23 protein-coding genes are annotated in these 23,078 nt (G+C 63.7%); 15 read left to right on the top strand and 8 right to left on the bottom strand.

What is annotated here, in order from left to right:
* The first annotated feature begins 229 nt into the window (after positions 1–229).
* The gene (locus N0K08_RS10455) at positions 230–1,753 is read left to right on the top strand and encodes a sensor domain-containing diguanylate cyclase (RefSeq protein WP_315967995.1); all 1,524 of its coding nucleotides are present in this window, start codon (positions 230–232) and stop codon (positions 1,751–1,753) included.
* Between the two features lie 6 nt (positions 1,754–1,759).
* On the opposite strand, the gene N0K08_RS10450 is transcribed toward N0K08_RS10455, so the two are convergent.
* Positions 1,760–2,077, bottom strand: a complete 318-nt coding sequence (locus N0K08_RS10450; protein ID WP_261500225.1) for a DUF5710 domain-containing protein — start codon at positions 2,075–2,077, stop codon at positions 1,760–1,762.
* An 834-nt stretch (positions 2,078–2,911) separates the two neighbouring features.
* Here N0K08_RS10450 and N0K08_RS10445 point away from each other — a divergent pair.
* The 3 genes from N0K08_RS10445 to N0K08_RS10435 all read left to right on the top strand — a co-directional run bounded on the left by N0K08_RS10445 (position 2,912) and on the right by N0K08_RS10435 (position 6,523).
* Entirely contained in the window at positions 2,912–3,859 is a 948-nt protein-coding gene (locus N0K08_RS10445; protein WP_261500224.1) for a ParA family protein, read from the top strand.
* Positions 3,860–3,861: 2 nt separating this feature from the next.
* On the top strand, positions 3,862–4,875 hold the full coding sequence (locus N0K08_RS10440) for a ParB/RepB/Spo0J family partition protein (protein WP_261500223.1): 1,014 nt from the start codon (positions 3,862–3,864) through the stop codon (positions 4,873–4,875).
* Between the two features lie 736 nt (positions 4,876–5,611).
* On the top strand, positions 5,612–6,523 hold the full coding sequence (locus N0K08_RS10435) for a helix-turn-helix domain-containing protein (protein ID WP_261500221.1): 912 nt from the start codon (positions 5,612–5,614) through the stop codon (positions 6,521–6,523).
* Positions 6,524–6,645: 122 nt separating this feature from the next.
* On the opposite strand, the gene N0K08_RS10430 is transcribed toward N0K08_RS10435, so the two are convergent.
* Positions 6,646–6,909 carry a hypothetical protein gene (locus N0K08_RS10430; protein WP_261500220.1) on the bottom strand — a complete coding sequence of 88 codons (264 nt, stop codon included), beginning with the start codon at positions 6,907–6,909 and terminating at the stop codon, positions 6,646–6,648.
* A gap of 153 nt (positions 6,910–7,062) precedes the next feature.
* A complete protein-coding gene (locus N0K08_RS10425) occupies positions 7,063–7,812 on the bottom strand; it encodes an IclR family transcriptional regulator (RefSeq protein WP_261500219.1) in 750 nt (249 codons plus the stop codon).
* Between the two features lie 91 nt (positions 7,813–7,903).
* Here N0K08_RS10425 and N0K08_RS10420 point away from each other — a divergent pair, with 91 nt between their 5' ends.
* From N0K08_RS10420 to N0K08_RS10400, 5 genes are all read left to right on the top strand, one after another.
* Complete coding sequence (locus tag N0K08_RS10420; protein WP_261500217.1) at positions 7,904–8,704, top strand: enoyl-CoA hydratase; 801 nt, start codon at positions 7,904–7,906, stop codon at positions 8,702–8,704.
* Between the two features lie 3 nt (positions 8,705–8,707).
* Positions 8,708–10,801, top strand: coding sequence for an acetate--CoA ligase family protein (locus tag N0K08_RS10415; protein WP_261500216.1), 2,094 nt, complete (start codon positions 8,708–8,710; stop codon positions 10,799–10,801).
* Between the two features lie 35 nt (positions 10,802–10,836).
* Positions 10,837–11,796 (top strand): Bug family tripartite tricarboxylate transporter substrate binding protein, encoded by a 960-nt coding sequence (locus tag N0K08_RS10410; RefSeq protein ID WP_261500214.1) that lies wholly within the window; start codon positions 10,837–10,839, stop codon positions 11,794–11,796.
* A 157-nt stretch (positions 11,797–11,953) separates the two neighbouring features.
* A complete protein-coding gene (locus tag N0K08_RS10405; RefSeq protein WP_261500213.1) occupies positions 11,954–13,156 on the top strand; it encodes an acyl-CoA dehydrogenase family protein in 1,203 nt (400 codons plus the stop codon).
* A gap of 7 nt (positions 13,157–13,163) precedes the next feature.
* The gene (locus tag N0K08_RS10400; RefSeq protein WP_261500212.1) at positions 13,164–14,204 is read left to right on the top strand and encodes an acyl-CoA dehydrogenase family protein; all 1,041 of its coding nucleotides are present in this window, start codon (positions 13,164–13,166) and stop codon (positions 14,202–14,204) included.
* 9 nt (positions 14,205–14,213) lie between these two features.
* Here N0K08_RS10400 and N0K08_RS10395 read toward each other — a convergent pair whose 3' ends face one another.
* Positions 14,214–14,807 (bottom strand): NADPH-dependent FMN reductase, encoded by a 594-nt coding sequence (locus N0K08_RS10395; protein ID WP_261500211.1) that lies wholly within the window; start codon positions 14,805–14,807, stop codon positions 14,214–14,216.
* A gap of 186 nt (positions 14,808–14,993) precedes the next feature.
* On the opposite strand from N0K08_RS10395, the gene N0K08_RS10390 reads away from it, so the two are divergent.
* The 6 genes from N0K08_RS10390 to N0K08_RS10365 all read left to right on the top strand — a co-directional run bounded on the left by N0K08_RS10390 (position 14,994) and on the right by N0K08_RS10365 (position 19,223).
* Positions 14,994–15,572: a DUF3455 domain-containing protein gene (locus tag N0K08_RS10390; RefSeq protein ID WP_261500209.1), complete on the top strand. Its 579-nt coding sequence runs from the start codon at positions 14,994–14,996 to the stop codon at positions 15,570–15,572.
* A 59-nt stretch (positions 15,573–15,631) separates the two neighbouring features.
* A complete protein-coding gene (locus tag N0K08_RS10385) occupies positions 15,632–16,198 on the top strand; it encodes a sigma-70 family RNA polymerase sigma factor (protein WP_261500208.1) in 567 nt (188 codons plus the stop codon).
* Complete coding sequence (locus N0K08_RS10380) at positions 16,195–16,956, top strand: anti-sigma factor (protein ID WP_261500207.1); 762 nt, start codon at positions 16,195–16,197, stop codon at positions 16,954–16,956. The genes N0K08_RS10385 and N0K08_RS10380 overlap by 4 nt, the downstream gene beginning before the upstream one ends.
* Positions 16,957–17,092: 136 nt before the next feature.
* A complete protein-coding gene (locus tag N0K08_RS10375) occupies positions 17,093–17,401 on the top strand; it encodes a transcriptional regulator KorA (RefSeq protein WP_261500206.1) in 309 nt (102 codons plus the stop codon).
* On the top strand, positions 17,398–18,168 hold the full coding sequence (locus N0K08_RS10370; RefSeq protein ID WP_261500205.1) for a ParA family protein: 771 nt from the start codon (positions 17,398–17,400) through the stop codon (positions 18,166–18,168). The genes N0K08_RS10375 and N0K08_RS10370 overlap by 4 nt, the downstream gene beginning before the upstream one ends.
* Positions 18,168–19,223 (top strand): transcriptional repressor gene korB, encoded by a 1,056-nt coding sequence (locus N0K08_RS10365; RefSeq protein ID WP_456301228.1) that lies wholly within the window; start codon positions 18,168–18,170, stop codon positions 19,221–19,223. The genes N0K08_RS10370 and N0K08_RS10365 overlap by 1 nt, the downstream gene beginning before the upstream one ends.
* A 33-nt stretch (positions 19,224–19,256) precedes the next feature.
* Here the strand turns inward: N0K08_RS10365 and N0K08_RS10360 are convergent, their stop codons facing one another.
* From N0K08_RS10360 to N0K08_RS10345, 4 genes are all read right to left on the bottom strand, one after another.
* Entirely contained in the window at positions 19,257–19,751 is a 495-nt protein-coding gene (locus tag N0K08_RS10360; RefSeq protein WP_261500203.1) for an RES family NAD+ phosphorylase, read from the bottom strand.
* A complete protein-coding gene (gene parS, locus N0K08_RS10355; RefSeq protein ID WP_261500202.1) occupies positions 19,748–20,245 on the bottom strand; it encodes a type II RES/Xre toxin-antitoxin system antitoxin in 498 nt (165 codons plus the stop codon). The genes N0K08_RS10360 and parS overlap by 4 nt, the downstream gene beginning before the upstream one ends.
* A gap of 187 nt (positions 20,246–20,432) precedes the next feature.
* Complete coding sequence (locus N0K08_RS10350) at positions 20,433–21,692, bottom strand: putative Na+/H+ antiporter (RefSeq protein ID WP_261500200.1); 1,260 nt, start codon at positions 21,690–21,692, stop codon at positions 20,433–20,435.
* Positions 21,693–21,795: 103 nt separating this feature from the next.
* On the bottom strand, positions 21,796–22,974 hold the full coding sequence (locus N0K08_RS10345; RefSeq protein ID WP_261500198.1) for an alpha-hydroxy acid oxidase: 1,179 nt from the start codon (positions 22,972–22,974) through the stop codon (positions 21,796–21,798).
* Positions 22,975–23,078 lie beyond the last annotated feature (104 nt).

The following is a 23,078-nucleotide window of genomic DNA, read 5'->3' as shown; positions in this document are numbered from 1 at the left end:
GCCTGCCATCTGCATGTGCGATGGGCTGGCTGCGCTACCGTCAGACCCCTTTGGGACGCAAGTGCGTCGACAATGGAGGGTTGTCCAGAATGCATTGCCTGGAAGATGCCCGGCACACCTGTCGCAGCCCCCGCACGGGCCAAAATACCATGACCTTCCACTTTTTTGCTGCTCCATTCAGTCATAGCCGATGAATCTCCAGTCCGTCACCAAAATGGATTTGAGGCGCTTGATTCTTGTCCTGACGCTTGCAAGCGCGCTCATCTCACTGGCCAACACGCTCTACGCCAGCTACCAGGTACAACGCCAACAATTGATCGATGCCACGCTGGAGAGCAACCATGCCTACGCGACCAAGCTGGCCGCGAGCACCGACGACTTCTTTGCTTCGGCGATGCAGCAACTGGGCTATGGCGCCAAGGTGATGGCCAAGGATTTCTCGGACCGGCACTTCCTGAATGCCGAGGCCGAGCGGCTCCTGCTGCAGACCGACAGCTTCAACTCCATCGTCATCATCGACGGCAAGGGCGAAGTCTTGTCGACATCGCCGCAATCGCTGAATCTGGTGGGCCAGGTGCTGGAGACGCCGGGGGCCATGGCCTCCATCACCAGCCGCAAGCCGGTGATCAGCGAGCCCTATATCTCGGCCGTCGGCAACCTGATCATCTTCATTTCCCACCCGGTGTTCGACGCCAGGGGACGCTATCTGGGGGCGATTTCGGGTTCCATCTATCTCAAGCGCAAAAGCATACTCAACCGTCTGCTGGGATCGCACTACTACGAGGACGGCTCCTACCTGTACGTGGTCGACCAGAAGCGCCGATTGATCTACCACCCGGTGGTCGACCGGGTCGGCACGACGGTCGCCGGCAATACCGTGATCGACGATGTCATCGCCGGCATTGCGGGCAAGAAGCAGGTGCAAAACAGCATGGGCACGGAGATGCTGGCCGGCTACAGCATCATTCCGGCCACCGGCTGGGGCATCGTGGCCCAGCGGCCCAAGTCGGCCACGCTGGCTTCGCTCGACACGCTGACGCTGGGCGTGCTGAAGAATTCCTTGCCGGTGATGGCGATTTCGCTGCTCATCATCCTGTGGTGCGCGCGCATGATTTCCAAGCCTCTCAAGCAGTTGGCCAACGGGGCCAGGACCATGGACAACCCGTTGACGGCCCAGCAGATTCAAGGCGTCAAGTCCTGGTACTTCGAATCCGCGGAGCTCAAGAAAGCCATGCTGCTGGGCATTGGCCTGCTGCAGAAGAACATACACAAGCTGCGCCAGGATGTGCAAACCGATCCGCTGACGGGTCTGGGCAACCGCAGAACCCTGGAGCAATGCCTGCAAAATTGGGAGCAGGATGAAACGCCTTTCTCCGTGATCAGCGTAGACGTCGATTTCTTCAAGCTGATCAACGACAGCTATGGCCACGATGCGGGCGATCTGGTGCTCAAGAAGCTGGCCCAGCACATGCGGGACTGCGCACGCGCCGACGACGTGTTTTGCCGCGTTGGCGGCGAGGAGTTCCTGATCCTTTTGCCCAAGGCGGATCAGCAGGAAGCCTTGCAGGTGGCGCAGCGTCTGCGCCAGCAAATCGAGCACGCCGATATGTCGCCCGTGGGCCGCGTGACCATCTCGCTGGGCATTGCCAGCTGGCCGGCCTCATCCCACGACGTGGCCCAGGTGCTCAAGCAGGCCGATCAAATGCTCTACCTGGCCAAGCGCAACGGCCGCAACCGCGTGGAGATGGGCTGAGCGGCCTCAATCTTCCCAGGGCAGCTTGTCAGAGTGGTCCTGGGCCACGCTCTGCGGCCCGGTGAACACGGCAGGGCCCGCCGGCTTGGGCGGCACGGCTTTGGGGGCAGGCTTGGCACGCGGCAGGGCAGTGGAAGAGGGCGCGGCCCCCGCGTCGCTGCCAGGCTGCTCCAGGCCTTCGGGCCACCAGAGCTTGAACAACTGTATATCCAGGCCGTGCGGCACATACCAGCTACGTGCTTCGGGGTTCCAGCGTGCCCCCAGGCCTTTGGCCTGGTCCTTGGACGCAAACGGGACATTGAGTTGGAGTTGGACTTTGTTCATGGGCCAGGATCTTAGGGCCTGAGCGGCGGGTTTTCAGCAGTAGCAGGCGCTGGCGTGCATTCAGCAAGGCCGGTGCCCAGGATGCTGAGCGTGCTCTATACAGCGGCAGGGCGGCTGCTCCCAAGCAAGACCACAAGGTATTGATGCCCTGCCCCATGATTTGAATCCAGCTTACATGAAATATAAACCTCCTTCACACTCTTGCAGTTCTCACTTCAGCGCTGTCATGTAAGCAACATAAGAGGCCTGGTCTGCATTTTCCCTGGCGGGTAGACCTGTACCACGAATGCGTTGCATGGCGCACTTTGGGCGCCCGGCAGCACCTTCGCCACGCGAGCCTGCCAGACCCGGAAATGGCCAGACACCCGACAGTTGGCGAGTCCGGGACGATCTGGCCGGCGGCCGCCGGTGCCCGCGCCGAAAACCGCAGGCCCGGTCTTCTTTGTGCCATGTTTTCGTCATATGACGCTGGAACGTCAGCGAGAATCTGCGCCGCAGCGCGGGCTGTCACAGAGGGCGCGCAGGCCACATTCCTCACCAGCAAAGGTTTTTGTCTGGCATGCGGAACACACATCGTTGATCTACATTCAAAAGAATAGCTTGCGCACGCAGGTCAGAGATTGATACTTTTTTAAGGCAAGTGCAGAAAAAACTTGTCAACCTTGCTCTACGGCCTTATGCTTGCGTTCTCAAACATGAGATATGTTGGTTAAAGCCATGGCTAGAGCGATTCAATTCAAAACGTCTGTTGCGACCGTGCTGTCGGGATTGGATGTTTCCGCAAAAAAACTGCAGGAGTTGGTCGGTCGCGAAAAGCCCGCTGGCCAGCACCATATGAAGTACACACCCGCCGACATGCGGGCCGCACGTTACCGTGCCGCCGGCATGGCGGTGCCCACGTCCGATGCCTTGCCTTTGGGCTCGGCCAATCTTCCGCCGGTCATCGTGACCCGCATGACCAAGGGCGGCGTCGGCAAGACCAGCGTTTCCGTCAACGTGGCTTCGTCCCTGGCCATGATGGGTTTTCGGGTGCTGGTCATCGATGCCGATCCCCAGGCTTCTGCGTCCAATCTGCTGGGCGTCGACACCACGGGTTATGAAACCGATATTCGCCACATAGGCCACTTCCTGCGCAAGGCCGAAAAAGAGCCCGATGCTGAGTTGCCTTCGGCCATCAAGCACATCTATGAAGGTGGCTTCCTCGATCTGATTCCCGCGGACATCACGCTGGCCGAAACCGATGCCAGCCTGGTCGCCGTCATGGCCAGCCATGCACGCGCGCAGTTGTTTCTGAACCGGAACAGCGCGTTTCTGTCCAGCAACTATGACGTCATCGTTGTCGATACGGCGCCAGGCACGACGCCCATCGGACTCGCATTTTCTTTCGCCGCTAAAGTTTCGGGCAAGGTCTTGACCATCGTCGAGCCTGAAGGCAGCTGCTTGCGGGCGCTGGACTCATTGGCCTCGAATCTGGCGGAAATCCAGTCGGTGACTGGCGCCGAAGTGGGCATGGAAGTGGTCATCAACAAATACCACCCCAGCCTCAAGCACGTGCGCGAAAGCATGGGCTTTCTCTACTCCAAGTACGGCTCCATGCTGAATGACTCCATCATTCCGCAGTTTTCCGGGTTTGCACGGCAGTTGAATCCCAATGCACGTGAAACCGCGCCTTTGGTCGAAGTCGAACCGAGCTCCGTGGGTGCCGCCGCCATTTATGACGTGGCCAAGAGCTTGATTCGCAGCTATCGAATCACCATGCCTGGCATGCCGGCTGGAGAATAACCATGGCAAAACCGCCTCCAAAGCTTTCGGGCCTGATCAAAAGCGGGTCCGTCGTTCCGACCATCCCCCTGCATGCCTTGCCCGACATGCCGCAGGCAAAACCCGCTTCGGCGGGCATGCCCGCAAACGATGCGGACATGCAGCACGCACAGGTGACACAGGCCAAAGGTTCGGATCGCCAGCTGCAGCAAATCAGCATCCATCTGATTGACGCCAATCCGTTGGCACCGCGCGAAGTCTATACGGCCGAGATGATCCTGCAACGTGCGGAGAACCTGCGCACCCAGGGCCAGCACGATCCGATCCACGTCATTCCCAATCCCAATGCTTCTGGCCGTTTCATCATCTGCGACGGCTGGACACGGGTGCAGGCATGCCGTGAGCACAAGGTGCTGGACTCGCTGCTGGCGGAAATCCACTACGACCTGAGCCTGGAAGCCGCGGCATGGTTTGGCTACGAGCAAAACGAATGCCGGCAGCAACATTGCGACTTCGATCGCGCCATGTTCTATGAAAAACTGATCATCGCCGGAGAGTCCGCGGCCGAGATCTCGCGGCGGGCCAAGCTCTCCAAGACCTTGATGAGTTTTTATCGGGCCTACGCCAAGCTGCCCGAAGACGTGCTCGAACTGGTTCGTCAGTACCCTGACAAGTTTGGCGCCAACTCTGCCTACCAGCTGCTGAAAGTGCATGAAAAATGCGGTCAGCGCCGAGCGGTGTCGCTGGCCCACAAGTTTGCGGCCGAGGATCAGCCGCTGCGCTGGTTGTCCAACCAGGTACAGGCGCTGTTGAACCCCTCGGGTTCCAAGAGCACCAGTCCGTCCAAGCAGATCAAGTACTCCAACGGCTACTACAAGCAGCGCGGTGATATTTTCGAAATGTCCATCGCCGTGCCGGATGACAAGCGCCTGGCGTTTGCCACGGCCTTGGAAAGTCTGCTCGATACCGTGGCCGTCGTCTTGCCGGTAGAGCCGGAACCGCCACAGGATGCGGACAAGCCAGTGCGCAATGACTGAATCCCTGGATATGCATCAAGCCCTGGCAGTTCGCCAGGTGCCAGCCAGCAGACAAATTTTGTCTGCTTTTGGCGTTGCTGCGCGCCAGCGCACGGCATGCGCTGGCCAAGGCGTCCTGCGACGCTCTTCGTTCACTGTTTATACGCATAAACTCCACGCCCCATGCCTGGTGGCGGCTGATCTCGGGCGTCTGCAGCCTGTGACCAGCGTTTATACGTATAAACAGACTCGCTTTTGCCTGCTGGTGGCTGCACGCCGGCAGCAGGCCCAGGCCGAGCACCTGTCAGTCACGGTTTCCGTGCATCAACGCACATCCATCCAGGTGGCAGCCATCTCCAGCCTGGGAATGGCGCACTCGGCGCCTGCTGTTTATACGTATAAACAGGCTCTGGATCGGCAATCAGCGAATCCATGGCCCGCCCCTCCGCCGGGGCAGCGACGGCCTCCACACCGTGTTTATACGCATAAACACCAGCACACGAACCCCGCCCAGAGCGGGGTTCGGTGCGTCTGGGACCTCAAAACTGGAGACCAGCCATGACTTAAGTCCAACCACTTTCGTTCAGACAACAAAAAACCCTCAAAGCGCTAACTTTGAGGGTTCCTTGTGAATCTTGACGATTCTTCCCAAAATCCCTTGATCCGACGGAAATCGGTCAAAAGCTCCCGAATGAGCGAATAGTAAGGGAAACGAGAAGAAGTCGTCAAGGGATTTTCGTGTCCTTTGGAGACCGCGATGGAAAAACTCGCCCCTACTGTTTACCCTTCGATGATTGCGCGCGCCTGCTCAGCCCTCGATGAGTCCCCTCTTTTCCGCGACATGCCGGACGGCTACCTCCGGGTCATTTTTCGCATAATCAAGAAAATCAACCTGATTCGGCTGAATTCGCCCATCGTTGCCAGCCGTGGAACGCTGGCCAAGGAGTCGGGCAAGTCGGTGGAAACCGTGCACCGCGTGGTCAAGTGGCTGGAAGAACGCGGCCTGGTCGAACGAATCCAGACAGCACGCGCCGGCCTGCGCGGCTCCAGCTCGCCGCTTATTCCCACCCTCAAACTGCTGCACGCGCTGCTGTTGACCGACAGCAGCCATGCGGGCAAAGCTCCCGTGGTCGCGCCCGCGCAGCGCCCAGCCGCCACGCCTGCGCCCACCACCGAGGCAGACAGCCGCGCGCAATTCGTGACCTTGGGCAAGCTCAAACTGCCCGCCGATCTGGCTTGGTTGGTGCACAACCAGGGCATGCAGGGCACGGGCGTCCTGCAGTTGATGAAGCTGGCCAAACAGGCCAAGCAGCGCCTGTCGGATGTGGTCAGCGCCACCAAGCAGTATCTGGAGCCGTTGCAAGGCCGCGAACTCTACGCCTACATCCGGGCGCTGCTGAGTTCCGACAAGGACTTTGGTCAACGCGCCCAGGAAGCCGCCAGCGGTGCCTTGGAGCTGCAGCAGAAATCCTATTTGCAGGAAAAAACGGCAGCGTTCGCGGGCCGGACTTTCCAGAGCCGCGATGCCAAGCTGCTGGTCACCGTGGACGCCTCGGGCATGCTCATGGAAGAACGCGAAGGACGCCGTGCCGCACGCCCGATGTGCCAGTCCTTCATCGAAGCCATCGAAGCCGGCCGCCTGGTGGCGCGTCGCGATGCTTTGGCTTGAAAAAAATCACGGGAATTGTGGATAACTTTGGACCGACCAGACGTCACGGCTGACAGCTCTAAATCAGAGTTTTAAAACCACAATCTAAAGAAAACAACCAGCGATGCTCGGCACTTTTTTCGTCAAACCCCATGAACGCCAAATTCCGGCAGGTCATGGCAAAGCAACAGCATGGCGATGCCACTGCGCTGCAGACGTACCGAAAAATTCCGCCGACCAGGAAATGCGACAACGCCAGGCGTTTCGCTCAGTGGTGACGAGGCCTTGGATGAACGCAGGCTGAGCCGTTTTTGCAGCAGCGTGTTGTGCTCGCGCTGGCCATCCGGTGATTGCACAGCCAGCGCAGATGGAACGAGCCCGGCGCGCAATGCATGCAGCCAGGACAAGGCAGGCAGAACCGGCAGTCAGTGAGGTGCAGGGCAGAGATAGTCGCCGCTGAAGCGCAGGCCCTGCGAAGTTTGCGCCGGGTCAGCCGAAGGGAGGAGTGGGCACTGCGTGCAATGCGCTGATGGGTTCAGCGCCGCGAAGGCCCCAGCGCTTCAGAGCTGCAGCAGTTCGTGCGCCAGCAACTCGCCGAGTTCCTGCTGGCGCGCTTGCGGCAGGCGCGGAGTGATCGCGCCAAAGCTGATCGACGCCCAGTGGCTGGTGGATACCTTGAGCGCGCAGCCCACGCCGGACACGCCTTCGGTGATGGTGCTGCAGATGCTGGCGAAATTCTGCTGGCGTGTGGCGTGCACGGCCTGCATCATGCGCAGCCGATCAAAGCCGGCCTTTTCATATTCCAGCGCGTGGCGCTGCAGGATGGCCGCGATCTCCTCGTCATCGAGCGTGGCCATCAAGGCCAGTCCGCCGGCGCCAATCCCCAGCAGTCGTTTTTCGCCCACGTCCGTGGTGAACACGCGCACCGGGAAGTGGCCTTCTTCGCGGTGCAGGCACAAACAGTAATCGCCCTGGCGGACCACAAAGAACACGGTATCGCCCGAGATCCGCGCCAGCTTCTTCAGCAGGCTGCGATAGCGGTCGAGCAAAGGCATGTGGCGCATGCCGGCCGTTCCCAGTTGCACGGCCTCTATGCCCAGGCGGTAGGCCTTGCCGATTTCTTCGCGCTCGGCAAAACCTTCTTCCACCAGGCACGACAGCAGGCGGTGCACGGTGGAACGTTCCAGGCCGGATTGTTCAATGGTCTGCATCAGCGTGAGCCCCAACTCCTGGTGCTTGCCCAGCAAGCGCAACAGCTGCAAAGCGCGGCGCAGGCTTTGCGCCCCCGAGGTAATACCTAGTTTATCCATATTGTGGGAGGAATCTAAAAAAATCGATCAAATTTGGGAATTAACATCCTAGACTGGATTTCTTCCTGCCAGCCATCGATACGGAGAAATCATGGAATTTTCAACGCTTGCCATCGAAAACCACGGCGCGGTGCGCCGCATCCTGCTGGCGCGCCCCGCCCAGCGCAATGCCCAGAGCCAGCAAATGCTCGACGAGCTGATGGCCGCTTTTGATGCGGCCGGGCGTGATGACAGCGTGAACGTGGTGGTGCTGGCAGGCCAGGGCGCGCATTTTTCCGCCGGCCACGATTTGAAGCAGGCCGAGGCCGAGCGCGCCAACTTCACGGTCGAGGAGCGCTGGGCCTATGAGGAGACGCGCTACTTCGACTACTCGCTGCGCATCTGGGACTTTCCCAAGCCGACCATTGCCCAGGTGCAAGGCGCCTGCGTGGCCGGCGGTTTCATGATTGCCAATATGTGCGATCTGGTGGTGGCGTCGGAGTCGGCCTTTTTCTCCGACCCCGTAGGCCATACGCTGGGCGCGGCCGCGACCGAAGTGCTGATCCACCCCTGGGTGATGGGCGCGCGCAAGGCCAAGGAAATGCTGTTCACCGGCGGCAAGATTTCGGCCCAGGAAGCGCATGCCATGGGCATGGTCAACCGCGTGGTCAGCGATGCCGAGCTGGACGCGGCCACGCTGGCCCTGGCCCAGCAGATCGCCAAGGCGCCGCCGTTCGGCCTGCGCCTGATCAAGCGTTCGATCAACCGCACGCTGGACGCGCAAGGTCTGCGCACGGCCCTGGCCGCGCACTTCGACACCCACCAGCTGTCGCATTTGAGCGAAGGCTTTCTCACGGCCCGCGATCGCGGCCTGTCCTCCGCCATCCAGAAGAACACTGCGCCTGCCGCCTGAGCCATGACCCAGCACCGACTTGATCCCTTGCTCAACCCGGCCTCGATTGCCGTGGTGGGCGCCAGCAACAATCCCGCTCGCATCGGCGGCATGCCTCTGGCCCATTTGACGAAGTTTGGCTACCAAGGCGCCATCTACCCCATCAACCCGAAATACCCGGAAGTCTTCGGCCTGCGCTGCTGGCCGGATCTGGAAGCGCTGCCGCAGGCGCCCGATCTGGTCGTGCTGGCCCTGGCGGCGGCGGACGTCACGCCCATGCTGCGCCGCTGCGCGGCCAAGGGCGTGCGCGCGGTCATCGTCTACGCCGCGGGCTTTGCCGAAGCCGGCGCCGAAGGTGCGGCCCTGCAGGCCCAGCTCGAAGCGTTTGTCGCCACCACGGACATGGTCGTGGCCGGCCCGAATGCCATGGGCTTTGCCAACCTCAACACCCAGGCGCACACCAATTTCGCTTCGGTGTTCAACACCGCGCCCATGCAGAGCGGCCGCGGCAGCGTGAGCCTGCTGACGCAAAGCGGCAATGTCTGCGCCGCGGTGTATGCCATCGCGCGCCGCCTGGGTGTGGACTTCAGTCACTTCATCAACACCGGCAACGAAGCCTGTGTCGACTTTGCCCAGTACCTCGAATACCTGGCCCAGGACGAGGCCACGGAAGTCGGCATCGGCTACATCGAAGAGCTGCGCGACGGCCCGCGCTTCGTGGCGGCCGCGGCTGAGTTCGTGCGCCGCGACAAGCTGCTGATTCTTTACAAGGCCGGCGAGACGGAAAAAGGCTCGGAAGCCGTGCGCTCGCATACTTCGGCGCTGGCCGGCGACCAGCAGATCTACCAGGCGGCCTTTCGCCAGCTCAACATCATCCAGAGCCATGATTTCGCGCAAATGGCCCAGCTGGCCCACCTGGCCGGCTACCGCCAGCGCAGTGCCGGCAAGCGCGTGGCCATCATCACCATTTCGGGTGCGCTGGGCGCCATCCTGGCCGACAAATTCATCGGCGCGGGTCTGGACGTGCCGACCTTGCCGCAGGACTTGCAAGACACTTTGCGCGCCGGCATTCCCGATTACGGCATGGTCTCGAATCCGGTGGACGTGACCGGCAATGTGGTCAACGACCCGGGCTTTGTGCGCACCGCCATGGAAGCGCTGGCGCAAAGCGATGCGATCGACGCCGTGGTGGTCTATGCCCCGGGCTACATGCTGGACCGCATGTCGGACGATCTGTGCGCGGTCGCGGCCCGGTATGCGCGCCTGTTCGTGGCCATCGATACCGGCACGGCCGGCTCGCGCGAGCAGTTGCGCGCGGGCGGCGTGCCGGTGTTCGAAGACATAGGCGTGGCGATTTCGGCCCTGTCGCCTTTCCTGCTGTGGCAGGAGCGCCGCAAGCACAACCGCTGGCTGCAGGTGCGCGCACAAGCCATGCCGGCCCGCCTGGCCTTGCCGGCGGTGCTCGACGAGTACCGCAGCAAGCAGCTGCTGCAATCGCATGGCGTGCCCTCGGTGGCCGAGCAGGTGGCGACGACGGCGGAGCAGGCCGTGGAGGCCGCGCAGGCGCTGGGCTACCCCGTGGTGCTGAAGATTCTCAGCGTGGACATCGCCCACAAGACGGAAGCCGGCGGCGTGCGCCTGCACCTGGCCAATGCCCAGGCCGTGCGCGCGGCGTTTGAAGAAGTCATGGCATCGGCGCGCCGCTATGCGCCCGAGGCGCGCATCGAAGGCGTGCTGCTGCAGAAGATGGAAGCCGGCGTGGCCGAGCTGATCCTGGGCGCGACGCGCGATCCAGTGTTCGGCATGACGCTCACCGTGGGCCTGGGCGGCGTGCTGACCGAACTCTACAAGGACGTCAGCCACCGCGTGCTGCCCGTCGACGAGCGTATGGCCCGCGAGATGCTGGAAGAGCTCAAGTCCTTCCCGCTGCTGACGGGCTTTCGCGGCCGGCCGCTGGGCGATGTAGAGGCTGCCTGCGCCGCGATTGCCGGGTTTTCGAACGCGGTATTGGCGCTGCAGGAGCAGGTCGATGAAGTGGAAATCAACCCCTTGCTGGTAAAGGCCCAAGGCCAGGGCGCGTGCATGCTGGACGCCCTGGTTCTGCCGGCATCTGTGTGAATCGCATAGCAAAAGAGCATCAACAGGAGACAAAAATGATCAAGCAACTATTGACCGGCATGGCCCTGGCGGTCGCTGCCCTGACCGCGGGCGCCCAGGCTTTTCCGAGCCGGCCCGTGACCATCGTCGTGCCGTTCTCGCCCGGCGGCGCGGCCGACATCATGTCGCGGGTGCTGGCCGAGCGTTTGAACAAGCGCCTGGGCCAGCCGGTGATCGTGGAGAACAAGCCCGGCGGCGGCACCATGATTGCTTCGGAGTACGTGGCCAGGGCCGCGGCCGACGGCCATACGCTGCTGCTGGCGGCCTCGTCGCTGGGCATCGCTCCCAGCCTCTACGCCAAGGTCAATTACGACCCGGTCAAGGACTTCACGCCGGTCTCCCAGGTGGCTTCCGTGGTCCATGTGCTGGTGGTCCATCCCAGCCTGCCGGCGAAGAACGTGGGCGAACTGGTGGGCTGGCTCAAGGCCAACCCTAGCAAGGCCAATTACGGCTCGGTGGGCGCGGGCACGTCCACCCATCTGGAAGCGGAATTGTTCAATAGCGTGGCCGGCGTGAAGATGCAGCACATCCCCTACAAAGGCAGCGCGCCGGCCCTGACCGACATGGTCGGCGGCCAGCTGCAGGTGATGTTCGATGCCTATGCCTCGTCGGGCCCGTTCATCAAGGACGGCAAGGTGCGCCTGCTGGCCGTGACCACGGCGCAGCGCTCCAAGTCGCTGCCCGATACGCCCACGGTCGCCGAGTCCGGCCTGCCCGGCTACGAAGCCATGCCCTGGCTGGGCCTGGTCGCGCCGGCCAAGACGCCCACGCCGGTGGTCAACAAGCTGTACGCGGAGCTGCACGAAGTGCTCAAGGAACCCGAAGTGCAGACGCGCTTTCGCAGCCTGGGGCTGGACATCATCGGCAGCAAGCCCGAGGAGTTCAGCAGCTTCCTGCGCGGCGACATCGTGAAGTGGGCCAAGGTCATCAAGGACTCCGGCGCCAAGGCTGACTAGATGAGGCACCCCCTGAGCGGCTATCGCCGCTCCCCCCTCTCATCCTTCGGTGGAGGGGGGCGGCAGCCTCGGTGCGGGGCGGCCCTTCCTCGCTGCCCCCGCTCTGGGGCGCGCCAGTTTTTGAGGCCGTGGATCGTGCCAAGCAAGAAAGACAAATATGCAAGTGGGTTACTCGGCGCAGGATGAGGTGTTTCGCCTCACCTTGCGCGAATGGTTCGAAGCGGAATATCCGCGTTTCAAGGCGGCCTGGCAGGCTGGGCGTGCGGGCGCGGCGCCCGATCCCAATGATCTGGCCTGGCGCCGGGCCTGGGAAGACCATGTCTGCCAGGCCGGCTGGGCCGGACTGGGCTGGCCGCAGCAGTACGGCGGCAAGGCCTGGCCGCTCACGCGCCAGGCGATCTTCCATGAAGAGCAGGCGCTGATCGGCGCGCCGCTGGGCGTGAACATCATCGGCCACGGCATCCTGGCGCCCACGCTGATCCACTTCGCCAGCGATGCGCAGAAGGCGCGCTACCTGCCCGGCATTCTGAGCAATCGCGAGATCTGGTGCCAGGGCTATTCCGAGCCCGGCGCGGGCTCGGATCTGGCGGCGCTGTCCACCCGCGCGGTGCGCGACGGCGACCACTATGTGCTCAACGGCCACAAGGTCTGGACCTCGTTTGCGCACATTGCCGATTACTGCTTCGTGCTGGCCCGCACCGATGCCACGGCCGCGCGCCACAAAGGCATCAGCTTTTTGCTGGTGGACATGAAGAGCCCCGGCGTGCGCGTCGACCCTATCCGCCAGATGACGGGCGAGTCCGACTTCAACGAAGTGTTCTTCGAGGACGTGCGCGTGCCCGTCGATGCCCTGGTGGGCGAGGAAAACGGCGGCTGGCGGCTGGCCATGGCTGCGGCGAGCTTCGAGCGCGGCACCTATTTCATTCCGCGCCAGGTGCGCTTCACGCAGGAACTCGCGGCGCTGACCCGGCTCGCGGCGAACACGGTGCAAGACGGTCGGTGCGCGCTCGATGACCCCCATCTGCGCCGCGATCTGGCCCGGCTGGCCGTGGACAGCCATGTGCTCAAGCTCAAGTCCTATCGCGCGCTGACGAATGCGCTGCGCGGCGGCCCGCCCGGCCCTGAAGGCTCGTCGACCAAGCTGCAGTGGAGCGAGTCGCACCAGAAGCTGCTGGCCACGGCCATGGAAGTGCTGGGCGAGCGCGCCCTGGCCGGGCCCGAGCCCACGGGCAGCGACCCGGAGGCGGCGAACTGGGTACGTGACTACCTGTGGACGCGCGCCGAAACCATTTTGGCGGGCACTTCCGAAGTGCAGCGCAACATCCTTGCCGAGCAAATGCTCGGCCTGCCCAAGAACTGAGCGCCCCATGGACTTTGCTTTGAACGACGAGCAGCAGATGCTGCAGGAATCGGCCCGCCGCTTCTTTTCCGAACGCCACCCGCTGTCGCGTGCCCGCGAGGCCCTGCCCTGGAGCGACGCGGCCCAGCAGACGCTGTGGGCCGACATGGCCGCCATGGGCTGGATGGGCTTGCTGGTGCCCGAAAGCCACGACGGACTGGGCCTGGGCCTGTGCGAAGCCTTTCTGGTGGCCGAGGCCGCAGGCCAGCAATTGCTCAACCTGCCCTGGGCCAGCAGCGCCGTGCTGCTGCCGCTGTGGCTCAAGGCCTCCGATGCGCCACCGGCCGCCCTGCTGGACTGGGTACAGGCCGCCGCCCAGGGCGAGCGGGCTTTCCATTGCAGCCCCGCGAGCAGCCAGTGGCAGGACTATGCCCTGCAGGCCTCGGATGTGATCGCCGTGCAAGGCTGGCACGATGACAGCCTGCCGCTGCGCCTGGCCTTGCAGACGGGGCCACGCCAGTCCGGGCCACATCAGACCGCTCCTGGCGCGCTCGATGCCACGCAATCCATCGCCGCCCTCGCCCCTTCGGATGCCAAGGAATGGCTCACGCTGGACCTCTCGCCGCAGGCGCGCGCCCAGGCCCGGGCGGCCTACCGGCTGGCCCTGGTGGGCGAACTCATTGGCGCGGGCCAGGCGTCGCTGCAGATGGCGCGCAACTACGCCTGCGAGCGCGTGCAATTCGGCAAGCCCATAGGCAGCTACCAGGCCATCAAGCACCAGCTGGCCAACGCCTGGATGGCCATGGACAACGCCCGCCTGGCGGCCCTGTACGCGGCGGCGGCGCTCGACGGCGATCTGCCCGACTGGCGCTTTGCCTGCGCGGCCGCGGAATTGACGGCCATCGAGGGTGCGCAGCAAACGACGCGCACCAGCATCCAGGTGCTGGGCGGCATGGGCTTTACCTGGGAGCACGACGCCCACCTGTACCTCAAGCGGGTGCAGCATGTGGCCACGCGCCTGGGCGGCGCTTCCAGGGCGCTGTCGCAGCTCGAGGCCTTGGCCTGCTGAGCGCGGGTTCTACGCCGTCTTCAAGGCCTGGGCCAGGCGGGCCAGGGACTGCAGCACGGTCTCCACCGACTGCACCGCCCTGGGGTCCTGCAAGGCCCCGGTGGCGTCGAAGGCCTCGTGCGCCCGGCCGAGGGCAAACTGCTGGGGCACCACCACCATGGCAAACGCCATCTGCAGGTACTGGCGCAGGAAGTTCATGGAGCGCAGCGCCCCGCCAGCGCCCGGAGACGCGGACAGCAGGCCTGCGGGCTTGTTGGCGGTCACCGCCAGACCCGCGGGCTGCTCCTGGGTCGCGGGAATGCGCGACAGCCAATCGAAGGCGTTGATCACGAGGGGTGTCGGAAAGCCGTTGTATTCCGGGGTCACCAGCAAGACGGCGTCGCTGGCCTGAATGGCTTGCTGCAGCCGCAGCGCGCCTGCGGGTACCCCGGACAGGGCTTCCAGGTCGGCGTCATACAGCGGCAGGTTCAGCGCGCGCAGGTCCAGCAGCGTTGCTTCCTGCCCTGCCGCGCGGGCTTGCCGGGCCGCGAATTCGGCCAGTCGGCGGTTGAAGGAGCCGTCGCGTGCGCTGCCGGGAATGATGAGAATTTTCAAGGCGTCCATGCTGTGTCCTTTGAATCTGGCGGGCAGTCTACCGTGGTGCAGGCGAAAACACCGGCGGGCCTGTGCATGCCCAGCGGTGGAAATATTTTTGCAGTCCCCTGCATCCAAAGCCCGGCCTGGCGGGTAGTACCTGTAGCAGCCATTCCAGCTGCGCAGTCCCTACCCGTTTCCTTCAGGAGAATTTCCATGAAAACGCCTACGTCCCCTATCGTCGCCCCTGTCGCCTTGCTCACTTCGGCCGTGTTGCTGACGTCGGCGGCGCTGCTCACCGCCTGCAGCTCCATGGGCGGCACGTCGCAGAAGTTCGACCAGGCCAGCGTGCCCGAAAGCGTGCGCGTTCCGGCCGGGCACAAAGTGGCCTGGGAAACCACGGGGCGCGGCCTGATCACCTATGAGTGCAGGGACAAGGCCAATGCGCCGGGCATGGTGGAATGGGTGTTTGTCGGCCCCCAGGCCGACCTGTGGGACCGCGCAGGAAGGAAAGTGGGCACTTACTACGGCCCTCCAGCCACCTGGGAAGCCATGGACGGCTCCAAGGTCACGGCCACGCAATTAGCCGTCGCGCCCGCGGGCGAAGGCAACCTGCCCTACCAGCTGGTGAAGGCCAACCCCGCCATGGGCAGCGGTGCCATGCAGGGCGTAACCTATATCCAGCGCGTGGCCTTGAAAGGCGGCGTGGCACCGGCCATGGCCTGCACCATGGCCGGCAAGGGACAGCGGCAAACCGTGGGCTACCAGGCCGACTATATTTTCTGGAAAAGCTGAGCCGCACAGCGGCGCTGTCTGGCACAGTCAGGGGGTCGCAGCCCCCACTGAAAGCCGCCGTGCCCGTGCCCTTGTCCGAATTTGACTATGAAGCCACGCTGCTGGCCTGCGCTGCCGGCCAGCGCGGCGCCATGCAGCAGCTCTATGAACAGGAGTCGGCGCGCTTGTTGGGTGTGGTGCGGCGCATCGTGCGCGACAGCGCGCTGGCCGAGGACATCGTGCACGATGCCTGCGTCAGCATCTGGACGCGCGCGGCCAGTTTCGACCCGGCCCGAGGCTCGGCGCGCGGCTGGATCTACAGCGTGACCCGCAACCTGGCGCTCAACGCCCAGCGTGACGGCCAGCGCCAAGCCGACATTCCCGAAGAGACCGTGCAGGCCCTGGGCGATCAGGCTTCGCTGGTGGCGTGGCAGGAAGTCATCCACAGCAGCCAGTGGGAAGACAGCGCGGCCCGCGTAGGCCACTGCCTGGGCGAGCTCGAGCCCGTGCGCCGCGACTGCATTCTCTATGCCTATGTCGACGGCCTGTCGCAAAAAGAGATTGCCGAGCGCGTCACCGCACCGCTGGGCACGGTGAAAGCCTGGATCAAGCGCAGCTTGGCGGCCCTTCGCGAGTGCATGTCATGAACCAGAATTCCAATGCCGCTTTCGCGGACCTGGGCCCGGACGAGATCCAGGCCTTGGCGGGCGAATACGTGCTGGGCACCCTGTCCCTGACCGAGCGCCAGGCCGTCGCCGCGCAGCTGGCAACCCACGGCGCATTGCGCGCGGCCGTCGATGCCTGGGAGCGGCGCTTTCTGCCGCTGACCTCCCTGGCCGAGCCCGTCGCCCCTTCGCGCCACCTCTGGCCGCGTGTGGAGCGCAGCCTGGACAACCTGTCGGCGCTGCTCAAGACCGCGGGGCCGGCTCTGAAAAAGAAAGCCACGCCGTGGTGGCGCGACTGGCAGTCGCTGCCGCTGTGGCAGGCCTTGACGGCCGGCGGTTTTGCCGCCGCCGCCGTGCTGGCCAGCGTGCTGGTGTTCCAGGTCGCGGCGCTCAAACCCGACACCCGCTACATGGTGGTGCTGGTGGCGCCGCAGGACAAGTCGCCGGGTTGGGTGATGCAGACCAGCACGGCCAAGCATATCGAGCTGATTCCCCTGGGCCAGTTTGAAATCCCGGCCGACAAGGCGCTGGAACTGTGGACCAAGGCCGATGGCTGGAATGCGCCCATCTCGCTGGGTCTGGTCACGCCCGGCAAGCGCTTGAACGTGTCGCTCGAGCAGATCCCGGGCCTGCAGGCCAATCAGCTGTTCGAGCTGACGCTGGAGCCCAGCACCGGATCCCCCACGGGCAGGCCTACCGGGCCCATCCACTTTATCGGTCGTTCGGTGCAAGTACTCTAGCCCCGCAGCGCGGCGAAAATTTAGCGGCTAAAACGGGGAGATCCTGGCCAATGTTTAGCTAAAATCATGGTTTTGGCTGGCACTTGCCGGCATCACCATCGGGTCCATCAACCTCCCCAGAAAATGGGCGAACGCCATGAAGAAACGGCTCACCGAGGCGCAATTTCTGGTGTGCATCCACGGCCTGGAAGTGGGGCCGCAAACCCTGGAAATTGCCCATGGCGTTCTGGTGTTGGGGCAGTCACAGTCTTCGTTTGTCCAGGCCCTTGGCTTGAGCAAGGGGGCCGTGTCCCAGGCCGTGCACCGCGTGTGGAGCGTTTTCATGCGCCAGAACATTCCTGCAGGGTATGAGCGAGTGTCGGCCGTGCTGCCGGAGCATCAGGCATTCATCGTCAAGAAATGGGCCGAGAACGCACAGGCCAAGAACAACGGATCAAAAATATGAAGACCTTGGTTGTCGCCCAGCAAAAAGGCGGAGTGGGGAAAACGTCCAGTGTGGTTCACCTGGCGTTTGATTTTCTGGAGCGGGGCCTGAGCGTGGCGGTGATCGATCTCGACACCCAGGCCAATGCGTCCTATACCCTGGGGCAATACAAGATCGAAGCTAGGGCCAGCCAGTTCTTCGGCCCGGTGCCGGCCGACGGCTGGGCCGCAGCGGCGGCGGCGCAAGACGAAGGCCCGCGCCTGGTGCTGATCGAGGCCGATCCCGAATTGGCCAACGCGGTCTTTCTGCCCCTGCCCAAGGCCAAGAAGAACGTCAAAGCCAATATCGAGGCGCTGGCCGCCCAGGGCTTCGACATCTGTCTGATCGATACCGCACCCGGCCTGGGCGTGGCCCTGGTCGCCGCGCTGTATGCCGCCGACTGCGTGCTGTCGCCGATCGAACTCGAGGCCTACAGCATCCAGGGCATCAAGATGATGCTCACCACCATCATGAACGTGCGCAAGGAAAACAAGGCCTTGCAGTTCCTGGGCATGGTGCCGTCCAAGGTGGATGCGCGCAATCCGCGCCATGTGCGCCACCTGGCCGAGCTCAAGGCGGCCTACCCCCAGTTGATCGTGCCGGTCAGCATCGGCCTGCGCAGCAGTATTGCGGATGCGCTGGCTTCCGGCGTTCCGGTTTGGAAAATCAAGAAGACCGCCGCCCGCAAGGCCACGCAGGAAGTGCGTGGTCTGGCGGCTTATGTCTTTGAAAAAATGGAGATTGCGTGATGAACGTCGCAGGCAAGAAACAAAACTTTTCCTACGCACCTGTGGCCAAGCCCGCGGTTGCGCCGATGATGGGTGGACTGGGTCTGGAGGACATGGGCGACCTGTCGGCCTTGCTCGCCGGCCCTGAAGCCGCGGCTCCCAGCGGCGGCCCCCTGGCGCTGGACATGGCGCTGATCGATGAAGATCCGCACCAGCCACGGACCCAGGACAACCCCGGATTTTCCGCCCAGAGCCTGGATGAGCTGGCCGCGTCGATCGCGCTGCGCGGCGTCAAGACGCCGATTTCGGTGCGCGACAACCCCAGCGTGGAAGGTCGCTACATCATCAACCATGGTGCGCGGCGCTTTCGTGGCGCGCAGCGTGCAGGCCTGGCCCATATCCCCGGCTTCATCGACAACGATTACAACGAAGCCGACCAGGTGGTCGAGAACCTGCAGCGCAATGAACTGACGGCGCGCGAAATCGCCGATTTCATCGGCCGCGAGCTGGCCAAGGGCATGAAGAAGGGCGAGATCGCCAAGGCCATCAGCAAGTCGCCGGCCTTCATTTCCCAGCACGTGACGCTGCTGGACCTGCCCGATCCGCTGGCCCAGGTCTTCAATTCCGGCCGCGTCAGGGACGTGACCGTGGTCAACGAGCTGATGACGGCGTACAAGAAGACGCCGCAGGAAGTGACGGGCTGGCTGGGCGATGCGAGCCAGGAAATCACGCGCGGCTCGGTCAAGCTGCTGCGCGAGTTCCTCGAGGCCAAGGGCCAGCCGAATGGCGCGGAACGCGATCCGCATACCGTGGACGCGCTGACGGGCAAGACCGACGCCCAGGCGGCCCAGGCCCAGGCCCCGGCCAGCGCCGAGAAAAAAGCGGACAAGGCGATCATCAACGACAAGCTGAGGAAAGCCGTGGTCCATGTGCTGCACAACCAGCGCAGGGCCCACTTGATGCTCGACCGCCGTCCGCCCGCCGAAGGCTTTGCCTGGCTCAAGTACAGCGATGACGGCGCGGAGTTCGAAGCCAGCCTCAAAAGCGTCACGCTGGTGGCCTTGCTGGAAGGCTGAGAAAGCGCAATCGCCGCCGGGGGCTCCGGCGGCTCAGCGGACCAGCCGCCCATCAAAGACGAAAGGCCCTTGCTCCTTGGCCGTGATCAGCCGCGCATCCTGGTGCCTTGGGTTGATCAGGACGTTGAACTCCTGCGGAATGATCACCGAGGGGAGCCGATGCACGGCGCAGGCGTCGTTGCGCAGCCACTGTGACCCGTACTCGCTCGCCGCCCAGCTGTCGGGCAGCATGTCCCAGCCGGGGGGCAAGTCCCGGGCCCATGTGGTCAGGGCACGATCCCAGACGTCTTGTGGGATATGGATGGCGACAAGGGCGCGGCGAATGGGCAGGCCGTCGGCGTTGAAATGCACCACGCTTTCCAGACAGGCGAGCGCGATGGAGCTGGCTGCATAGACCACGGGCATGTCCTTGTGGTTCCAGCGTCCGCCGGTGAGTGCGGCACCCTTGCCATCCAGATCTGTCGCTTTCCAGCCGGGTCCTGACGTGGCAATCCGCCACACAGTGACGCCGGTCGCGTGCTCGCTCATGCGTAGGCCCCGGACACCATTTTGTTGAGCAAGGATTCGACCAGTTCGGCTCCTGTCGCCGTGTCCAGAAACTCGGAGGGCTTGCGGCCATTGAGGGCGGGGTTGGGCTGTTCAATCCAGTGGCCGAACCAGGTGGCCGGGACAAAGCCCTTCGGGTCGCCGTAGTCGCTGACCAGGCGCTCGACCAGGCCTATGAGGCGCATGACGCGCAGCATGCGCTCGCTTTGGTCCTGAGGCAGCATCTCATTGTTTTTGATCTTGCGGGCCACGGTCGATTTCGGCAGGCCCAGGATGGATGCATAGCGCTCGGTGGTCAGCGACAGGTCCGCGGCTACGGTGGGCACATTCTGTGCGGGAATGCCCATTTTCACCCGGTCGATACGCTCCAGAATGGGCAGTGCGAACGCGTCGGTGTAGTCCATCACCATGCGGGCGCGTCCCGCGGCCGGCCGTGTTTTGGCGGTGGGATGAAGCGGGTGGGCAGTGGTGGCCATGGCGGTCCTTTTATTCCATACGAGAATTATAAAATCTCATTTGGAATTTTAGACCCAATGGGCAAGCCCGGCACGGGTGGGCACATTGCCAGCCTGGTCATGCATGGAGCGCTCTGGCTGGCAGGCCTGCCGAAAGACCCATCCGCTGGGGCGATCGAGGGACTTGCGGCCCCCATCGCCCGCAGCATCACAGCAGGCGAAACGCCAGGATGGCCACCAGCGTGGGCGGCAGCGCCGCGATCAGCAGGCCCAGCGGGTTGATGCTGCTGTCCTCGAACTTGCCGCGCAGAATCGACACGCCCGCCGGGTTGGGTGCATTGGCGATCACCGTGAGGCCGCCGCCCGTGACGGCGCCGGCCACCAGGGCGATCTTGAATTCATCGCTCAGGCCTTCGACCAGCGAGCCCAGATAGGTCAGCGCGGCGTTGTCGGTGATGGCCGTCAGTGCCGTTGCGCCGAAGAACACGGCCGTGGAGTCCATGCCCATCAAAATGGGTTCCAGCCACCACTGCTGCTGTCCGCCCAGCACCACCAGGCCGGCCAGGAAGAAGGCCACCAGCAAGGCTTCGCGCAGGATCAACTTGTCCTGGTGGCGTTCATAGGCGGTGACAAAGCCCATGAAGAACAGAAACACGCCCATGAAGACCGCGGGGTGGTGGGCAAACACCACGACCAGCACCAGGAACATCAAGTGCACCAGCACGACGGACAGCGGCATCCTGGGCGCATCGCTGTCCGGCAGCGCGGCCATGTGGCCGAGTTCGCGGCGAAACAGCAGCATGGCGACAGCGGCGTTGGTGCACACGGCGACGGCGGCTTTCCAGCCGAAGTTGCTGACCATGAACCACATGTCCCAGTTCCACTTGCTGGCCACCATCAGCACGGGCGGCGCGGCGAACGGCGTGAGCGTGCCGCCGATGGAGATGTTGACGAACAGCACGCCGATGGTGGCGTACTGCAGGCGCTTGGAGATGGAGCGCGAGAACAAGGTGTCGCGCAGCATCAGCGCCGCCAGCGTCATCGCCGCCGGCTCGGTGATGAAGGAGCCCAGCATGGGCACGAAGGCCAGCACCAGAAAGTACATGGCCATGCCCCTGGGCAGGGGCACGCAGCGCGCGAGAAAGCGCACCAGCGAGCCGGCGAATTCCAGAATGGGCCGCGTGGCCGCGATCACCATGATGGCGAAAACGAACATGGGCTCGGTGAAATTGCGGGAGTCGAGATAGGCCGTGGCTTCCTGCGTGCCGCTGACGGCAAACATGAACACCATCAGCACCATGGCCCAGAAGCCGAAGACGACTTCGACTTCGCCGAGCAGATGCCAGATGCCGGCATGGCGCGGCTGGGTGTGCGCCAGGTGTTCGAAGAACTTGGTCGAGAAGGTGTGCAGGACGGCCACCGCAAACAGGGTGGCGCCTATGACTTGAATCCAGGTCGGTGTATTCATGGGCGTGAGTATGCGGCGAGGCGGCCCGACCTTCGCACATACCTGCCTGATCGCCGGAATTGACGATGACACCCAGCGGTCATTGTAACTGACCGTGCCGTGCTCAATCTGCCGCGCGGAAGCTGTTCACATGCCGCACAAAGCTCGCATCGAGCTCGTCCAGCGCGTTGATCCCCAGCAAGGCCATGTTGCGGTGCACCTCATCGTGCAGGATCTGGATGGCATGCCGCACGCCCGCGGCCCCGGCCACGGCCGCCGCGTAATTGAACGGCCGGCCGGCGAACACGCAACGCGCGCCCAGGGCCCGTGCTTTGAGGATGTCGCTGCCGCGGCGCATGCCGCCGTCCATCATCACCACCATGCCGGGAACGGCCTGGCAGATTTCTCGCAGCACATGCAGGGGCGAGACGGCGCAATCGGCCTGGCGGCCGCCATGGTTGGAGACGATGATGCCGTCCACGCCGGCGTCGCGGGCGATCACCGCATCCTGCCAGCGCAGCAGGCCCTTGATCACCAGATTGCCCTTCCACAGGTCCCGGATCTGCCGCAGGTGCTGCCAGTTGAGATGGTCCCTGGCCACGAAGTCGCGCTGCACGCTGGCCGAGAGAATGGGCGCACCCCGCTCGGCGCGCCAGTTCTCGAAATGCGGCATGCCGTGCTGCAGCAGCGTTCTGGCGAAGGTGCCGAAAAGCCAGGCGGGGCGGGAGATTCCGTCCCAGGCCAGGCGCAGGCTGGGGCGCAGCGGGGAGCTGAAGCCGTTGCGGATGTAATTCTCGGGATTGACCATCACCGGCAGGTCCACGGTCACGACCAGGGTCTTGAAGCCGGCGTTGCGGATGCGGTTCACCAGCTCGACCACGCGGCCCGCATCGCCGGGCAGATAGGCCTGGAACCAGGTGCGCGGCGCGGCCTTGGCGACCTCTTCCATGGGAATCAGCGAGGCGCCACTGAGCACGGCCGGGATATTGGCCGCCTGGGCGGACTGCATCAGCGCCAGATCGCCGCGGTAGGCATACATCGCACCCAGGCCCACGGGCGAGATGCCGAAGGGGCTGCTGTACTGCTCGCCGAACAACTCAATGCCTTGCTGGCGGTCCGCAACGCCTTCGAGCATGCGGGGCAGCAGCACATAGTCGCTGAAGGCGCTGCGGTTCATCTGCAGGCTGGTTTCATCGTCCGCGCCATTGCGGATGTAGCTGAACAAGGGGCGGGGCAGTTTCTGGCGCGCCAGGGCTTCCAGATCTCGCAGGGCATGGATTCGTTTCAGGAGGCGTTGGCTCATGTCGGTGCGCGGTGAAAGTGTCTATGGCGGAAATGCTACGCCGTTGTCTCGTGGAAAAATAGCGAATAAATTAGACGCTTGTTGTTTCCAATAAGCGATCGTTC

It is taken from the genome of Acidovorax bellezanensis (assembly GCF_025421555.1).
In the GTDB taxonomy this organism is placed as follows: Bacteria; Pseudomonadota; Gammaproteobacteria; order Burkholderiales; family Burkholderiaceae_C; genus Comamonas; species Comamonas bellezanensis.
The sequence above is the reverse complement of the archived record's forward strand: the minus strand, read 5'-3'. Positions and strand labels throughout refer to the sequence as shown.

Bases quoted from the DNA above. Each gene is read 5' to 3' on its own strand.
- N0K08_RS10450 (WP_261500225.1), bottom strand. From the start codon at position 2,077: ATGAACAAAGTCCAACTCCAACTCAATGTCCCGTTTGCGTCCAAGGAC.
- N0K08_RS10445 (WP_261500224.1), top strand. From the start codon at position 2,912: ATGAAGTACACACCCGCCGACATGCGGGCCGCACGTTACCGTGCCGCC.
- N0K08_RS10440 (WP_261500223.1), top strand. From the start codon at position 3,862: ATGGCAAAACCGCCTCCAAAGCTTTCGGGCCTGATCAAAAGCGGGTCC.
- N0K08_RS10435 (WP_261500221.1), top strand. From the start codon at position 5,612: ATGGAAAAACTCGCCCCTACTGTTTACCCTTCGATGATTGCGCGCGCC.
- N0K08_RS10425 (WP_261500219.1), bottom strand. From the start codon at position 7,812: ATGGATAAACTAGGTATTACCTCGGGGGCGCAAAGCCTGCGCCGCGCT.
- N0K08_RS10420 (WP_261500217.1), top strand. From the start codon at position 7,904: ATGGAATTTTCAACGCTTGCCATCGAAAACCACGGCGCGGTGCGCCGC.
- N0K08_RS10415 (WP_261500216.1), top strand. From the start codon at position 8,708: ATGACCCAGCACCGACTTGATCCCTTGCTCAACCCGGCCTCGATTGCC.
- N0K08_RS10410 (WP_261500214.1), top strand. From the start codon at position 10,837: ATGATCAAGCAACTATTGACCGGCATGGCCCTGGCGGTCGCTGCCCTG.
- N0K08_RS10405 (WP_261500213.1), top strand. From the start codon at position 11,954: ATGCAAGTGGGTTACTCGGCGCAGGATGAGGTGTTTCGCCTCACCTTG.
- N0K08_RS10400 (WP_261500212.1), top strand. From the start codon at position 13,164: ATGGACTTTGCTTTGAACGACGAGCAGCAGATGCTGCAGGAATCGGCC.
- N0K08_RS10395 (WP_261500211.1), bottom strand. From the start codon at position 14,807: ATGGACGCCTTGAAAATTCTCATCATTCCCGGCAGCGCACGCGACGGC.
- N0K08_RS10390 (WP_261500209.1), top strand. From the start codon at position 14,994: ATGAAAACGCCTACGTCCCCTATCGTCGCCCCTGTCGCCTTGCTCACT.
- N0K08_RS10380 (WP_261500207.1), top strand. From the start codon at position 16,195: ATGAACCAGAATTCCAATGCCGCTTTCGCGGACCTGGGCCCGGACGAG.
- N0K08_RS10375 (WP_261500206.1), top strand. From the start codon at position 17,093: ATGAAGAAACGGCTCACCGAGGCGCAATTTCTGGTGTGCATCCACGGC.
- N0K08_RS10370 (WP_261500205.1), top strand. From the start codon at position 17,398: ATGAAGACCTTGGTTGTCGCCCAGCAAAAAGGCGGAGTGGGGAAAACG.
- N0K08_RS10365 (WP_456301228.1), top strand. From the start codon at position 18,168: ATGAACGTCGCAGGCAAGAAACAAAACTTTTCCTACGCACCTGTGGCC.
- N0K08_RS10360 (WP_261500203.1), bottom strand. From the start codon at position 19,751: ATGAGCGAGCACGCGACCGGCGTCACTGTGTGGCGGATTGCCACGTCA.
- parS (WP_261500202.1), bottom strand. From the start codon at position 20,245: ATGGCCACCACTGCCCACCCGCTTCATCCCACCGCCAAAACACGGCCG.
- N0K08_RS10350 (WP_261500200.1), bottom strand. From the start codon at position 21,692: ATGAATACACCGACCTGGATTCAAGTCATAGGCGCCACCCTGTTTGCG.
- N0K08_RS10345 (WP_261500198.1), bottom strand. From the start codon at position 22,974: ATGAGCCAACGCCTCCTGAAACGAATCCATGCCCTGCGAGATCTGGAA.